Origin of the sequence: Enterobacter sp. BIDMC92 (assembly GCF_001030225.1) — a bacterium.
GTDB lineage: Bacteria > Pseudomonadota > Gammaproteobacteria > Enterobacterales > Enterobacteriaceae > Enterobacter > Enterobacter sichuanensis.
This window is the reverse complement of the sequence record NZ_KQ087598.1, coordinates 1,046,743-1,061,737: the sequence shown is the minus strand read 5'-3', so window position 1 is coordinate 1,061,737 and position 14,995 is coordinate 1,046,743. Positions and strand designations below refer to the sequence as shown.

The 14,995-nt window shown below is 57.6% G+C and carries 11 protein-coding genes; 2 read left to right on the top strand and 9 right to left on the bottom strand.

What is annotated here, in order from left to right:
- Positions 1 to 14: 14 nt before the first annotated feature.
- Positions 15 to 1,142 (bottom strand): tRNA guanosine(34) transglycosylase Tgt, encoded by a 1,128-nt coding sequence (tgt, locus tag SP99_RS04720; protein ID WP_025756203.1) that lies wholly within the window; start codon positions 1,140 to 1,142, stop codon positions 15 to 17.
- 55 nt (positions 1,143 to 1,197) lie between these two features.
- Positions 1,198 to 2,268, bottom strand: a complete 1,071-nt coding sequence (gene queA, locus SP99_RS04715) for a tRNA preQ1(34) S-adenosylmethionine ribosyltransferase-isomerase QueA (protein WP_025756204.1) — start codon at positions 2,266 to 2,268, stop codon at positions 1,198 to 1,200.
- 92 nt (positions 2,269 to 2,360) lie between these two features.
- Here queA and acpH point away from each other — a divergent pair, with 92 nt between their 5' ends.
- A complete protein-coding gene (gene acpH, locus SP99_RS04710) occupies positions 2,361 to 2,942 on the top strand; it encodes an ACP phosphodiesterase (RefSeq protein ID WP_047957870.1) in 582 nt (193 codons plus the stop codon).
- 127 nt (positions 2,943 to 3,069) lie between these two features.
- Positions 3,070 to 3,672 (top strand): peroxiredoxin, encoded by a 603-nt coding sequence (locus tag SP99_RS04705; RefSeq protein ID WP_008503347.1) that lies wholly within the window; start codon positions 3,070 to 3,072, stop codon positions 3,670 to 3,672.
- 42 nt (positions 3,673 to 3,714) lie between these two features.
- Here the strand turns inward: SP99_RS04705 and SP99_RS04700 are convergent, their stop codons facing one another.
- The 7 genes from SP99_RS04700 to phoB all read right to left on the bottom strand — a co-directional run bounded on the left by SP99_RS04700 (position 3,715) and on the right by phoB (position 14,974).
- The gene (locus SP99_RS04700; protein ID WP_047957869.1) at positions 3,715 to 5,100 is read right to left on the bottom strand and encodes a DUF3999 domain-containing protein; all 1,386 of its coding nucleotides are present in this window, start codon (positions 5,098 to 5,100) and stop codon (positions 3,715 to 3,717) included.
- On the bottom strand, positions 5,097 to 7,712 hold the full coding sequence (locus tag SP99_RS04695) for a DUF2339 domain-containing protein (protein ID WP_047957868.1): 2,616 nt from the start codon (positions 7,710 to 7,712) through the stop codon (positions 5,097 to 5,099). The genes SP99_RS04700 and SP99_RS04695 overlap by 4 nt, the downstream gene beginning before the upstream one ends.
- A 91-nt stretch (positions 7,713 to 7,803) precedes the next feature.
- The gene (gene malZ / locus SP99_RS04690) at positions 7,804 to 9,621 is read right to left on the bottom strand and encodes a maltodextrin glucosidase (RefSeq protein WP_047957867.1); all 1,818 of its coding nucleotides are present in this window, start codon (positions 9,619 to 9,621) and stop codon (positions 7,804 to 7,806) included.
- Positions 9,622 to 9,784: 163 nt separating this feature from the next.
- Positions 9,785 to 11,158: a proline-specific permease ProY gene (proY, locus tag SP99_RS04685; protein ID WP_047957866.1), complete on the bottom strand. Its 1,374-nt coding sequence runs from the start codon at positions 11,156 to 11,158 to the stop codon at positions 9,785 to 9,787.
- Between the two features lie 80 nt (positions 11,159 to 11,238).
- Positions 11,239 to 12,558: a branched-chain amino acid transporter carrier protein BrnQ gene (gene brnQ / locus SP99_RS04680; protein ID WP_025756208.1), complete on the bottom strand. Its 1,320-nt coding sequence runs from the start codon at positions 12,556 to 12,558 to the stop codon at positions 11,239 to 11,241.
- Positions 12,559 to 12,967: 409 nt separating this feature from the next.
- Positions 12,968 to 14,263, bottom strand: a complete 1,296-nt coding sequence (phoR, locus tag SP99_RS04675) for a phosphate regulon sensor histidine kinase PhoR (RefSeq protein WP_047957865.1) — start codon at positions 14,261 to 14,263, stop codon at positions 12,968 to 12,970.
- A 21-nt stretch (positions 14,264 to 14,284) separates the two neighbouring features.
- Positions 14,285 to 14,974: a phosphate response regulator transcription factor PhoB gene (gene phoB, locus SP99_RS04670; RefSeq protein WP_008503265.1), complete on the bottom strand. Its 690-nt coding sequence runs from the start codon at positions 14,972 to 14,974 to the stop codon at positions 14,285 to 14,287.
- Between the last annotated feature and the right edge of the window lie 21 nt (positions 14,975 to 14,995).

Genomic DNA, 14,995 nt, shown 5'->3' with positions numbered 1-14,995 from the left:
CCTCATTATTAATATTAATCAACGTTCAAAGGTGGAACGGTTCGACCCTGACGTTGGTAAAAATCGGTCACGAAGCTCTCTAATTTACCCTCTTCGATAGCCTTGCGTAAACCAGCCATTAAGCGCTGATAATAGCGAAGGTTATGAATGGTATTGAGACGCGCGCCCAAAATCTCATTGCAACGATCGAGATGATGCAGATATGCGCGAGAATAATGGCGACAGGTATAGCAATCGCACTCGGCGTCGAGCGGACTGGTGTCACTTTTATGCTTCGCGTTACGGATTTTCACCACGCCATCGGTAACAAACAGATGACCGTTACGCGCGTTGCGGGTTGGCATGACGCAGTCGAACATATCGATGCCGCGGCGCACGCCTTCAACCAGATCTTCTGGTTTACCCACGCCCATCAGGTAACGGGGTTTATCAGCCGGGATCTGCGGGCAGACATGTTCCAGAATGCGATGCATGTCTTCCTTCGGCTCACCGACAGCCAAACCGCCGACAGCGTAGCCATCAAAACCTATCTCTACCAGACCTTTAACAGAGATATCGCGTAAATCTTCGTAAACGCTGCCCTGGATAATGCCGAACAGTGCATTTTTGTTCTGCAGGGAGTCAAAACGGTCGCGGCTACGCTTCGCCCAGCGCAGCGACATCTCCATTGAGCGCTTCGCGTAATCCCAGTCCGCCGGGTACGGCGTACATTCGTCGAAGATCATCACGATGTCAGAGCCGAGATCGTACTGAATCTCCATCGATTTTTCGGGATCGAGGAAAATCGGATCGCCGTTGATCGGGTTACGGAAGTGAACACCTTCTTCGGTGATCTTACGGATATCACCGAGGCTGAAGACCTGGAAGCCGCCGGAGTCGGTCAGGATGGGGCCTTTCCACTGCATGAAATCATGCAGATCGCCGTGGAGCTTCATGATCTCCTGACCCGGGCGCAGCCACAGGTGGAAAGTATTGCCGAGGATAATCTGCGCGCCAGTGGCTTCCACCTCTTCCGGCGTCATCCCTTTGACGGTGCCGTAGGTGCCCACAGGCATAAACGCGGGGGTTTCCACCACGCCGCGATCAAACACCAGGCGGCCGCGACGCGCGCGGCCATCGGTGGTATCGAGTTCAAATTTCATTTTCTTTCCTCTGTGCCAGAAAAACAGTCCAACACATTATTCCGGTGCCGCGGACTTATTCCCCGACACGCTCATTCAAAGCCAGCGGATTGTACGTGATAAACATCGCGTCCCCGTAGCTAAAAAAGCGATATTTTTGTTCTACCGCAGACTTGTAGGCATTCATTGTATGCTGATAACCCGCAAACGCGGAGACCAGCATAATCAGCGTTGATTCAGGCAGATGGAAGTTGGTCACCAGCGCGTCAATCACTTTGTACTGATAGCCCGGGTAGATAAAGATCTGCGTATCGCCAAAGAACGGCTCGATAAGACCATTTTTCGCCGCCTGCGCGGCACTCTCCAGTGAGCGCACCGAGGTCGTACCGACCGCAACGACACGGCTACCGCGCGCTTTCGCCGCCAGCACCGCATCCACCACATCCTGCGGCACTTCAGCATATTCAGAGTGCATGATGTGATCTTCTATGCTGTCCACGCGCACCGGCTGGAAGGTTCCCGCCCCGACGTGCAGCGTCACAAACGCCATCTCAACCCCTTTCGCGCGCAGTTTTTCCAGCAGGGGTTCATCAAAGTGCAGGCCCGCCGTCGGCGCCGCGACCGCGCCAGGCTTCTGGCTGTAGACGGTCTGGTACAGCTCGCGGTCGGCCTCTTCGTCCGGACGCTCAATGTACGGCGGCAGCGGCATGTGGCCGATGGCGTTCAGAATGTCGAGTACGGTGCGCTCGTCGTTAAACTCCACTTCGAACAGCGCGTCGTGTCGCGCGGTCATGGTCGCGTTGATGCTTTCATCATCACCCAGCAGCAGTTCCGCACCCGGCTTCGGCGCCTTAGACGCGCGAATATGTGCCAGAATACGTTTATCATCGAGCATACGTTCGACCAGCACTTCAATCTTGCCGCCGCTGGCTTTACGGCCAAACAGGCGCGCCGGGATCACGCGGGTATTGTTAAAGACCAGCAGATCGCCAGGGTTGAGCTTGTCGAGCAAATCGGTGAAAGTACCGTGCGTCAGCTCGCCCGTTGGCCCATCCAGTGACAGCAAACGACAGCTACTGCGCTCAGGCATGGGGTAGTGAGCAATCAGGGATTCAGGTAGTTCAAAGGAGAAATCGGCGACGCGCATGACGTATACTCGTGACTTAAAAACAGGCGGCATAGTCTAGTGCTCACACCCTTTTGCTGCAACAACTAGCCGCCCCCGGACAAATAAAACGCATGAATTTTCTCGCTCACCTGCATCTCGCTCACCTCGCTGACAGCTCCCTTTCCGGTAATTTGCTGGCCGATTTCGTGCGCGGCAACCCCGCTGAAAACTATTCCCCTGAGGTGGTCGACGGCATTTTTATGCATCGCCGCATCGACGTCCTGACGGATAACCTGCCGGAAGTGACCGAGGCCAAAGGGTGGTTTCGCCCCGAAACCCGCCGCGTTGCGCCGATCACGCTCGACGTGATGTGGGACCACTTCCTGTCGCGCCACTGGGAACAGCTGTCCCCGGAGATGCCATTGCCGGAGTTTGTGCGCTACGCCCATCAGCAGGTGTCGATCATTCTGCCCGACTCGCCGCCGCGCTTTGTGAATCTCAATAACTATCTGTGGTCAGAACGCTGGCTGGAGCGCTACCGCGATATGGACTTCATTCAGAATGTGTTAAACGGCATGGCGAGCCGCCGCCCGCGGCTGGATGCCCTGCGCGACTCCTGGTATGACCTGGATGAACATTACGACGCGCTGGAAACGCGTTTCTGGCAATTTTACCCGCGCATGATGACCCAGGCGAAAAGCAAACAGCTCTGACAGATTTCACATTGATAGGTAAAAGCTGGCGGAACGATTGTTACCACCTCTTTGTCTTATCCCTGAACACTCTCTATACTGGCTCGCGTTGCGTTCCAAATAACCTTAGTATCTACAGGAGAATCATATGGTTCTGGTAACTCGTCCGGCTCCGGATTTTACAGCTGCAGCAGTTCTGGGCAACGGTGAAATCGTTGAAAACTTCAACTTCAAACAGCACACCAACGGTAAAGCGACCGTTCTGTTCTTCTGGCCAATGGACTTCACTTTCGTTTGCCCGTCTGAGCTGATCGCGTTCGACAAACGTTATGAAGAATTCCAGAAGCGTGGCGTGGAAGTGGTTGGCGTCTCCTTCGACTCTGAGTTTGTACACAACGCATGGCGTAACACCCCTGTCGACAAAGGCGGCATCGGTGCGGTGAAATACGCAATGGTTGCGGACATCAAACGCGAAATCCAGCAGGCTTACGGTATCGAACATCCGGACGCTGGCGTTGCACTGCGTGGTTCTTTCCTGATCGACGCAAACGGCATCGTTCGTCACCAGGTTGTGAACGATCTGCCGCTGGGTCGTAACATCGACGAAATGCTGCGTATGGTTGACGCGCTGCAGTTCCACGAAGAGCACGGTGAAGTGTGCCCGGCTCAGTGGGAAAAAGGAAAAGAAGGTATGGCTGCTTCTCCAGACGGCGTAGCAAAATACCTTTCCGAGAACGTATCCAGCCTGTAATTGGCACGGTTTACGAGAAGGCCCGCTAATGCGGGCCTTTTTTTATGCCTTACGCTGCGTCTCTCGCCAGATGCGCCAGGCCATGCCCGCCAGCAGAACGACACCCGCAATCAGCACGCCCCAGACCAGTAGCGTGTTCATCCTGCTCTCCCGCTCAGCTGCGGACGTGGCGGTTAAACGCCCCTCGCCGCCTAATGCGACATTATCCTGAATGTCAGCCTGCGGCAGGTTTGCCATATCATAGGTTTTGCGCAGGTCGGCAGGGATCAGCATGTCGGGCTCCACGCTGGCAGGCTTTGCTGCTCCGTTGCCCCAGGCGAGCACGTACGGCGCTTTCCCCTGCGCGTTGAACACGAGGTCATAGCGGTCGCGATGCCCCGTCACGACCGGCAGGTTTTCCGGCAGACGCGCATTCAGCGTCGTGATTTTCACCGCCTGGACCAGTCCGCCGTTGAGCGAAACCGGTGCAGATGTTTTCCCCTCCAGACGGTAAAGGACCTCTTTCTTCAGGGGGTGCCATGTGTCTTTTTCCGTACTCCGCCAGGCGATTTCCACGGGAAGGACACCGTCGCCATTCAGGGTGATGCTGACCGCGCTCAGGGGCTGCGGATGTATCCAGTGCCATTGCGCTTCGCTTGCTGATAACGGTTCCGCCTCGGCCTCCAGACTCATTTCTTCAGACATGGCCTGCGCAGGTGCGCTAATTGCGTTTACGCCGGTCAGTGTCAGACCCGGGTGTTCCGAATTCAGCACCACCAGCAGATAGCGGTTCGCATCAGGAGACAACATCATGTCAGTATCGATCCGATCGAGCTTAAGACGATCCTGACCGCTGACGACATCCAGCAAGGGCATATCCTCACGCAGGCTAAACCAACGCTTAAGATCCTCGCTGTAATAGACAGACGCTGTTCCCTGCCACGGCGTCCGGGGCGCATTCCAGAGTAGCTGAAGCTGGGACAGGGCAATCTCCCCTGCGTTCTGCTCCGGCAGCGTCAGGAGGTAATGTTGCCCTGACGCGGCCGTTTTTTGCCCTTCCAGCACAATTTCCACGCCGTTGCGGGAACGGAGCAGGACCTTATCGCTATCACCGGCGTCTCGCGAAGGCCCAAGCGGCGACGCGTCCAGAGGGAAGAGGCGCAGCGCCGTGGATTGCGGGGTCGCCTGCGGACGCGTGGCGGTGACCAGGCTAAAAGGTACCGGCTCGCCCGACTGATTAAAGACGCGAACATCATGCAGTTCTGGTGACGTGCTCTGTTCATAAACGGCAAGCGGGAGCATGACCCGATACCACTGAGAAGGGGCAGACGTATCGAGTGAACGACCAAAGGCATAGTCCCGTGGCGATTCCGTTTGTCCCTCGTCGCAAAGCGCCGGGCCGCAAAGCGCAAGCAGCGCGGTACACACTACCGCATTCATCCATTTCATTTTTCATCTCCTGTTTTGGGCGGCAGCGGTGAGAAATACCCCACAATCAGCACCAGTATCGCCACGCCGATAAACGCCACCGCGCGCGACAGACCGCCTCCGCCCGCGCTATCTACCAGCATCAGTTTAACCATCACCACACCGAGCAGCACGGCGCCGCAGAGCCACTCCTGCCGGGAAGCCCGACGGGTGGCATGGATCATGACCACCAGCGCGCTCAGCATCCAGAACAGGGCAAAGCTGGTCTGGATCAGCCGCGAATCCCACAGCGATGCCATATTCCAGGGCACGTCGCCGTACCAGGCCAGGGCGCGCATCAGCACACCGTTAAGCCACCAGAATCCAAACGCCATCAGCGCGACGGCAGGCCACGGGCGCGCTTGCGCAAGCAATGCCGGGTAGTAGCGCTCCACCGCCCGATAAATGGCCACCAGCCCCAGCAGCGCGAACGCGGCACCTTCTTCAAGCGGATTCACCAGCGGTAGCCAGGTCTGACGATAGACCACGCCGTCCTGGAAATTGGTCACGACCAGCAATACCAGCAGCGCCACGACCACAGGGATCGGTGCCAGGCAGGCATAAAGCGCAGGCCACTCCCGGAAGGGCCAAACGCGACGCCGTACCGCAGCCCGGAGTGCCATAATCAAACCGCCACCCGCGGCCATCGACAGTCCACTGCCCCAGGCCGCCATCCCCCACGGCAGCGACCCGGCAAACCAGTAAAGCTCCGCGGCCAGCGCCAGTAAAATCATCCAGAACAGCGACAGATGCAGCCCCATCGCGATACGCGGCAGGAGCCTTTCACCGTCGCGCCACAGCAGCATCAGCGCGGCAGGAAGCGCAACGCACCACGCCAGATTTGACCAGCCGGCGGCAAAGACCTGCTGATGCCAGAGCTGATAACCCACCATCAGCAGCATCAGCGGCCACAGCAGCCATTTGCTGGCATCCAGTTCCCGCCACGCCAGACGCGCGGCGGCCTGCCGCCAGCCCCAGACCGACACGGCCGAAAGCGCCAGCACGCCTGCCAGAACAGATAATTCCTGCTTCAGCACTAGCTGCGCGGCCCCCAGTTGCGCCACTATCCAGAACAACAGCCCGCCTGCCAGCAGCGCCCAGCTGACCGGCAGCAAGAGAGTCCGCCACAGCCAGGCCGCAGCCAGCCAGCAGAGGCTGAGGATGGTGAAGATCAGCAGCAGGCTCAGCGACGTCACACCATTCGTTTGCGCCCACAGCGCGCTGCCAAGCGCCAGCACCAGCAGCGCCGTCCCGCTATAGCTCATGCGCCGCTGCTGCTGTTGTACGCCCATCCAGAGGATGCCCAGCCCCTCCAGCGCCCAGGCCATTGCCGTCCAGCGCGCCGACAGCGCCAGCGGAATGGCGAGCGTGGCAAACCCGCCGCCGATTGCCAGCGCTGCCATAACCAGCGGTCGTCCGAGGGAGGGATAGCGCCGCAGGGCGAGGAACGCGAGGGTAAGATAAAAGGCGCCATATCCAAGTGCGCTGAGCGCCGGGCCGTAGGTCCAGTGCTGCGTCATGCCATACTGCATGCCAAAACCAACCAGCGGTGGGGCAAACAGCAGGACACCGTCAATAATCTGCTTGCCTTTCTCCTGCGCCCGCAGCGACAGCGCCACGCTCAGCACGCCGAATATCAACGTGTTGGCAATCAGGAACAGCTGGCAGACCCAAAAGTCTTCTGGCCTGTAGTCGTTCAGCCCCCACAGGCCGCCCACGCCGAACGTAAACAGCAGCCCGAGGAGATTGAGCTCGCGCCAGTGCTGCCAGATGCTAATCGCGAGAATGCCGATGGAAAGCAGGAGATAGAAAGAGAACAGCGCCACAAAGCTACCACCCCCGGTAGACAACAGCAGCGGCGCAAGATAGCCACCGAGGCTTGCCAGCATGGCAAGGCTCAGCGCCTTCTGCAGCACTGCCAGCCCGACGCTCGCCGCGCAAATCACCACCAGCAATGCAAAGGCCAACGTCATCGGCAACATTTGCCAGAGCCGGAAAGCGCCGAAGACGGTCAGATAGAGAATGCCTGTCGCGCCCCCCTGAAGGATCAGCGCATAGACGCGCTGTCTGTGCCGCAGCCGCCACCCGAGGGCCAGCAGGACTATAGCAAACAGCGCCGTCGCGGCCAGACGAAGCTCAAGCGGGAACAGGGAGTGCTCGACGGTATAGCGCAGCAGGAATGAAAGCCCAAGAAAGAGCAGCAGGATCCCCAGTTTCGCCAGCGGATTCCCCTGCATGAACCAGCGCACCAGCGACGACAGCATGCCGCCAAAGGCAGAAGGCTGTTTGGTCGCTGGCGCTGGGGGTGCAACGGGCGCTGCCGCAACGGCGGAACTCTCCGGGCGCCAGGGGTCGACAGGCGCGGGCACGTCATCGACCACCGGTTCGGTCATGTCCGCCGGCGCAACGGCCTGTTCAGGCTCCGGTGCGTTCTCCGCCACGCCGCGCTGTTCAAGGGCCTCAATGCGCTGGCGAAGTCGGGCGATCTCCTGTTGTGCCGCCGAGCTTCGATTAAAGCCAATAACCGCAAGCACGGGCGCAACCACCAGCGCAAAAACCAGAAATAAACAGCCAAGGATGTAAAGCTCGTCCATGTTTCCACCTTCACCGTAAACGATCTGTTAAGATTGACACAACTCGTTGCATTTGCGCCATCTTAAAAGGTGAAAACCGTTCCGTTCGCGATTAACTGCCGAACCAGACCGCCGCGGAGATCGCCGGAAGCGAAAGCACGCCGTCTTGCAACGTCGCTTTACCCTCTTTACTCTTCCACGTCTTATCTGCCAGCAGCGGTGAATATTCCAGCACCACTTCGCAGGCCTCGCCCCGGTTAATCGCCACCAGCACGCGCTGCTGCTGATAAACCCGGACAAAGACCACCACGTTATCGTGAGCATACACCACCTGACAGCCGCCGTAGCGCAGGGCGAGACTCTGCTTGCGCAGCTTCGCCAGCCGCTGATACAGACTGAACAGTACCTTGTCCTGCTGCTCTGGCGCCCACGGGAACGTTTTGCGGCAGAACGGATCGTTGTTCCCGTCCAGCCCCACTTCGTCGCCATAGTAGATGCACGGTACGCCCGGCCAGGTGAAGAGCCAGGTGACCGCCAGCGGCAGACGCGCGACATCCTTGCCGAGCAGGGATTTAAAGCGCGCGGTATCATGGCTATCGAGCTGGTTAAACATCCGCAGCTGCTGCTGATGGGACAGACCGGCGCGATAGTTTTCCATCCACGCCATGCAGGTTTCCGCATCGATATGGTTCGGATCGTAGGAGATGTCGGTGTTGGCGAGGAAACCCCACAGCGGGAAGGTGAAGCCGCGATAGTTCATCGCCGCGTCTTCCGCATCGGCCTGCAGCCACTGGCGCGCGTCGCCAAAGTGTTCGCCAAACACAAACGCCTCAGGCTGGGCCGCTTTCGCCGAGCGCGTGATCCCGGCGACGTGCTGAAGGTTATTCCGCGCCCCGCCCGCCTCACCGAGCATATGCACCACGTCCAGACGCCAGCCGTCCATATTCCACGGTGCCTTCAGCCAGTGACGGACGATACTGTTTTCACCGCCGTAAACTTCATTGATAAGAGAAGGCGACTGAAAATCCAGCTTCGGCAGGCTCGGGTAGCCCAGCCAGTCAAGCGCACGGCCCTCCTCGTTAAAGCTGTACCAGTCGCGCTGCGGCGAATCCGGGTTATGACATGCCCCGCCCATCGACTGATTATGACGGTCAAACCAGGCGTGAGAATCGCCGCTGTGGTTGAACACCCCGTCGAGAATAAGGCGCATACCTTCATTTTGCGTATTCTGACGCAGGCGTAGCAGCGCCTCATCACCGCCAAACTGCGGGTCAACGTGGCGATAATCTTCGGTATCGTATTTATGTACGCTCGGGGCTTTAAACACCGGGTTGAGATACAGCGCCGTTACGCCCAGTTTTTTCAGATACGGCAGCTTCTCGCTGATGCCGTCCAGATCGCCGCCGTAAAAGGTCGAGCCGCCAGCCTGCGCGGTTAATGGTTCATCCCACGCTTTCAGAATAATGTCATGGCCCGCCGCATGGTGGTAATAGACCTTATCCTGTTCGGCAGTCCGCTTCTGGCTCCGGGCAAAACGGTCCGGGAAGATCTGGTAAAAGACCTGATCGTTAACCCACTGCGGGCCGTTATCCGGGTAATCAACGGCAAACTGTTCCAGCCGTGCAGGCGGGAAACGGCTAAATCCCTGTGGGGTAAACCACAGCTGACGGTTATTCCACAGCAGTTTGAAGCTGTAGCGACGGCGCGGCTGGCCGCTGCTCAGGTCGATATTCGCCCGCCACGCCGTGATCCCCGGCTGCGGCTGGCTGCGCTGTTTATGCATTTTCAGCGTGGTTTCTTCATTATCCACTTCGGCGCGGAGCGTCACGCGTTCAGGCTGGTTTTCCCCGGCCAGCCAGAGCGTAATCACAAGGTTGTCTTTGTTTTGCTTAACAAATGGGGCAACCGGAAGGTGCCAGACATTTAACATCACGAATCCCCTTTGATGAAATTGACGTCACCTTGCCACAGGGTGGTTAAGGATAGCTCACCATGATGTGATTTATTGGGGGAGGAGGACGGGGGAGGAGTTTTTTTCGGGGGTAAAAGGGAGTGTAGGCCGGGTAAGCGCAGCGCCACCCGGCATTTTTACCTTACTGCGCTTCCGCCAGCTGACGGTCGCGGCGGCACTTAAACACCCAGCCCACCAGCAGCAGCACGATCCACGCGCAGCCCACGTAGAGGGAAATACGGGTATCCGGGTGGTAGCCAATCAGGCCAATGATAAACATCAGGAAGATCAGCCCGACGACGGTCGTTGCGACACCACCCGGAACTTTGAACTTCAGCGCTTTCGCCTCATCCGGCGACAGACGACGGCGGAACGCAATCTGCGACAGCAGGATCATGATCCACACCCAGACGGTTGCGAAGGTCGCGAGAGACGCAATCACCAGGAAAACGTTCTCCGGCATGATGTAGTTCAGGTAAACCGAGAACAGCAGCGCAACGGTCATGACCACGACCGTTACCCACGGCGTGCCGCGGCGTGAGGTTTTAGCGAACATCTTCGGCGCACTGCCCTGCTCCGCCATGCCGTGGAGCATACGGCCCACGCCAAAAACGTCACTGTTGATCGCGGAAAGTGAGGCGGTCAGCACTACAAAGTTCAGAATACTGGCCGCAAACGCGATGCCCATATGCTGGAAGGTCAGCACAAACGGGCTACCGTTAGTGCCCACCTGATTCCACGGGTAGATGGACATAATGACAAACAACGTGCCCACATAGAACACCAGAATACGCATCGGCACGGAGTTGATGGCGCGTGGAATGGATTTCTCCGGATTTTTCGCTTCCCCGGCGGTGATACCGATAATCTCGATACCGCCGTAAGCGAACATCACCATCTGCAGCGACATCACCATGCCGAGCCAGCCGTTGCTGAAGAAGCCACCGTTGCTCCAGAGGTTATGGATACCGGTTGGCTGACCGCCGTTGCCAATTCCCCAGATGATGATGCCGAAACCGGCCACAATCATGATGATGATGGTGGCGACCTTGAAGAAGGAGAACCAGAACTCCAGTTCGCCAAACACCTTCACGCTCATCAGGTTAACGGCGCAGATGATCAGCACCACGCTCAGGACCCAAATCCAGTGCGGCACCGCCGGGAACCAGACGCCCATATAGATGCCAAACGCCGTTACGTCGGCGATCGCCACAATCAGGATTTCGAAACAGTAGGTCCAGCCGGTGATGAACCCGGCCAGCGGGCCGAGGTTTTCCTGCGCATAGCGCGAGAATGAGCTGGCGGACGGATTGTGAACAGACATTTCACCGAGGGCGCGCATGATGATATACGCCGCCACGCCGCCGATGATATAGGCCAGCAGAACGCTGGGACCGGCCATTTTGATGGCATCTGCCGAGCCATAAAAAAGACCGGTACCGATAGCAGAGCCCAGCGCCATAAAGCGAATGTGGCGCGTGCTCAGCCCACGTTTGAGTTTGTTAGTGCTTTCCATTTAAATCTTGCCATTCAACACGAAAAAACAAAAAACCACGGGGCCTTAAGCCCCGTGGTTAAACAGTTTGTTGCCGTTGATTAATGGGCGTTTGATGTCACCTGACGCCCTGCAGCACGGTCCCAGATAATCGCCAGCACCAGTGCAACAACGGTAGGCATCAGCCAGGCCAGGCCCTGCTCGGACAGCGGCAGACGCTGTGTCCAGGCTGGCAGTATTTGCGCAAACGCTGATGCTTTAATCCCGTCAAGGATACCAAAAATCAGGCTGATAAACATGGCTGGCGCAATAATTCGTGAGGAGTTATTCCACCACGGGCGAGTAAAGCTCAGCACCACCAGCACGATACACGGCGGGTAAATCGCTGTCAGCACCGGAATCGAGACCTGAATCAGGTGGCTCAGACCGAGGTTAGACACCGCCATGGAGAAGATACCGAGGATAAACACCAGGGTGCGGTAAGAGAGCGGCAGATACTGCGCGAAGAACTCTGCACAGGCGCAGGTCAGGCCAACCGCGGTCACCAGACACGCCAGGAAGATCAGCGCCGCCAGCAGCATACTGCCCGCGCCACCGAAGGTGTGCTGGACGTAAGCGTGCAGGATAGCCGCACCGTTCGCGTTCTGATCCACCAGCATGGCGCTGTCGGAACCCAGGCGGAACAGCGCCAGATACAGCAGCGTCAGACCCACGCCGGCCATCAGGCCAGCCCAGATGGTATAGCGGGTCAGCAGGCGCGCTTCGGTCACACCGCGGGAACGTGCGGCGTTAACGATAACGATACCAAACACCATCGCCCCCAGCGTATCCATCGTCAGATAGCCGTTCACAAAGCCGTTAGAGAACGCGGCGTTTTTGTAGGCGTCCATCGCGTCGCTGATCGGGCCTGCGGGCCAGACAACCGCCGCTACCGCCAGGACAATCAGCGCTACAATTTTCAGCGGCGCCAGGAAGTTACCCACGGTATCCAGCAGCTTGCCCGGATAGAGGGAAACCAGAATCACAATCGCGAAGTAAATCAGGCTGTAGATAAACAGCGGCATCGCGCCGTCACCGGTCAGAGGAGCAATCCCCACTTCGAAGGAAACGGTCGCCGTACGCGGGGTCGCAAACAGCGGACCAACAGCCAGATAGCAGACGGTTGCCAGCAGAACGCCCGCCACTTTGCCAATCGGGGTGCTGAGGCTATCCACACCGCCACCGACTTTCGCCAGCGCGATAACGGTCAGCACCGGCAGACCCACGGCAGTAATCAGGAAACCAAACGCTGCCGTCCAGACGTGTTCACCCGCCTGTAAGCCAACCATGGGAGGAAAAATGATGTTGCCTGCGCCAACGAACAGCGCAAATGTCATAAAGCCCAGCGCGATGATGTCACGCGATTTTAAGTGATGGGTCATAAAACCTTACTGCCTGTGGATGTGGTGTTGAAAACATTGAGATTTTCGTTTTCCCTGACGGGACGATACAGCCGAAAAATTGCTCAATTTCAGCGGGAAATGCTCCCGTCCTGGCGTGGAGAAGAATAGTTTTTCGATTTACCACGCAAATACAGTCGGTCTGACAGTATCTGGGGCGCAATTTAAACGCTTATAACGTTTAAAGGCAAGGAGGGATCGCAAAACCAGAACAATATGCCAGCATGAAAATACGAACCAGAATAATTCGCTAATTTCATGAAAAAGCCATGGCTAATCATGCGAACAAAAAAGCACCAACCGTATAAAATTCATCCGCGTTTCGCCTGACTGCAAAGCAAACGGGCCAGCAAAGGCTGACCCGTGGAAAGGTAAAATGACACACCGACTGTCAGGCGATCTTTTTGGCAATTAATCGTTCCGGGATCACGAAGCTGAAGCGGGTTCCTTTACCCAGCGTGCTCGCAATATCGAGACGGCTTTCGTGGTGATTCACCGCATGTTTAACAATCGCCAGCCCCAGGCCGCTTCCTCCGGTCTGCCGCGAACGTGCTTTATCCACGCGGTAGAAGCGCTCGGTGAGACGCGGAATATGCTCCGGCGCGATACCCGGCCCGTTGTCCTCCACGCTAAATTCGGCTCCCGTCGGGGTATGGTGCCAGCGCACCACGATGTCCGTCCCTTCCGGCGTATGGTTCACCGCGTTATAGACCAGGTTGGAAATGGCGCTACGCAGTTCATCTTCACTGCCCAGCACCTTTAGCGTGTTGTCGACCTCAAAGGTCAGGTGATGCCTGTTGTGGCTTAAGGTTTGCGCTTCACCCTCCACGACCCGCAGCATCATTGGCACATCGATGGTGTCATTCAGCGCAAGCGTTGGCGCGGCTTCAATCTTCGAGAGCGTCAGCAACTGCTTCACCAGGCCTTCCATCCGGTGCGTTTGCTCGCGCATGGTGTGCAGCGCTTTTTCGCGCGGCGCACCTTCAAGCGTTTGCTCCTGCATCATCTCCAGATAGCCCTGAAGCACGGTCAGCGGAGTCCGCAGTTCATGGCTGACGTTTGCAAAGAAGTTGCGACGCGCCCCCTCCAGCTGGTGCATCTGGGTAACATCGCGCGCCACCATCAGCCACTGCTTGTCGCTGTAGGGCATCACGCGGATTTCCAGATGGCGACCGTTATTGAGCTTCAGATTGTGCGGTCGGGTAAAATCACGCTTTTTCAGGTACAGCGTGAACTCGGGATAGCGCAGAAGGTTGAGGATATTCTGGCCATTATCATCCGGCCAGCGCAGGCCCAGCAGCTGTTGCGCCAGACCATTACACCAGAAGATAGTCCCTTCTTCGGTGGTCAGAATGACCGCATCCGGCAGCGATTCCGCACCGCTGCGAAAACGCTTAATCAGGCTTCCCAGCTCGCGGCGGCGCTTTTTATTACGCATCTGCATCTGATGCAGACCGTACAGCAGCGGCTCCCAGCTGCCGCTTCCCGGCGGCGGCGTCATACTGCGGTCAACCCACAGCCACCAGGAGAGGCGCAGCAGGTTCCAGAAATGCCAGATCAGCAGCCCGGTGACCGACGCCAGCAGAAACCACGGCAGGTGTCCAAGAAAGGCCCCCAGAATGAAGGCCGGAATACAGCATAAGATCAGTTCAAAAACGAGCCTTTTCCATGACAGACGTTCCAGCACGCGTCACACTCCTGTCATTGTTCAGAAACGGGTAGAAAAACGATAACCCGTGCCGCGGACCGTCTGCACCATGCGATCGTGGCCGCTCAGTTCCAGCGCTTTTCGCAGGCGGCGGATATGTACGTCAACCGTCCGGTCTTCGACATACACGTTAGTTCCCCAGACGTTATTCAGCAACTGCTCGCGGCTGTAAACGCGTTCCGGGTGAGTCATAAAGAAGTGCAGGAGTTTAAATTCGGTAGGCCCCATGTCGAGGGGATTTTCACCGGTCATTACGCGGTGTGAGGTGGGGTCAAGGCTCAGTCCCTGCATCTCGATCACCTCTTCCACCGCCATCGGTGAAATGCGGCGCATCACGGCTTTAATGCGGGCCACCAGCTCTTTCGGTGAAAACGGTTTGGTAATGTAGTCGTCCGCACCGGTCTCCAGACCGCGCACGCGATCCTCTTCTTCACCGCGCGCCGTCAGCATCACCACCGGGATGTCGCGGGTCAGCGCTTCACGCTTCAGATGCTTGATAAACTGCAGTCCGGAACCGCCGGGCAGCATCCAGTCCAGCAGAATCAGATCGGGCCAGGGTTCATTCAGCTGGTTCACTGCGCTGTCATAATCTTCCGCTTCAACCGGCTGGAAGCCATTTTGCTCGAGCACGAAGCACACCATTTCACGAATTGGAGCTTCATCTTCTACGACCAGAATACGTCTCGCCATACTTTGCCCTGTCTTATCTTA

Bases quoted from the DNA above. Each gene is read 5' to 3' on its own strand.
- tgt (WP_025756203.1), bottom strand. From the start codon at position 1,142: ATGAAATTTGAACTCGATACCACCGATGGCCGCGCGCGTCGCGGCCGC.
- queA (WP_025756204.1), bottom strand. From the start codon at position 2,268: ATGCGCGTCGCCGATTTCTCCTTTGAACTACCTGAATCCCTGATTGCT.
- acpH (WP_047957870.1), top strand. From the start codon at position 2,361: ATGAATTTTCTCGCTCACCTGCATCTCGCTCACCTCGCTGACAGCTCC.
- SP99_RS04705 (WP_008503347.1), top strand. From the start codon at position 3,070: ATGGTTCTGGTAACTCGTCCGGCTCCGGATTTTACAGCTGCAGCAGTT.
- SP99_RS04700 (WP_047957869.1), bottom strand. From the start codon at position 5,100: ATGAAATGGATGAATGCGGTAGTGTGTACCGCGCTGCTTGCGCTTTGC.
- SP99_RS04695 (WP_047957868.1), bottom strand. From the start codon at position 7,712: ATGGACGAGCTTTACATCCTTGGCTGTTTATTTCTGGTTTTTGCGCTG.
- malZ (WP_047957867.1), bottom strand. From the start codon at position 9,621: ATGTTAAATGTCTGGCACCTTCCGGTTGCCCCATTTGTTAAGCAAAAC.
- proY (WP_047957866.1), bottom strand. From the start codon at position 11,158: ATGGAAAGCACTAACAAACTCAAACGTGGGCTGAGCACGCGCCACATT.
- brnQ (WP_025756208.1), bottom strand. From the start codon at position 12,558: ATGACCCATCACTTAAAATCGCGTGACATCATCGCGCTGGGCTTTATG.
- phoB (WP_008503265.1), bottom strand. From the start codon at position 14,974: ATGGCGAGACGTATTCTGGTCGTAGAAGATGAAGCTCCAATTCGTGAA.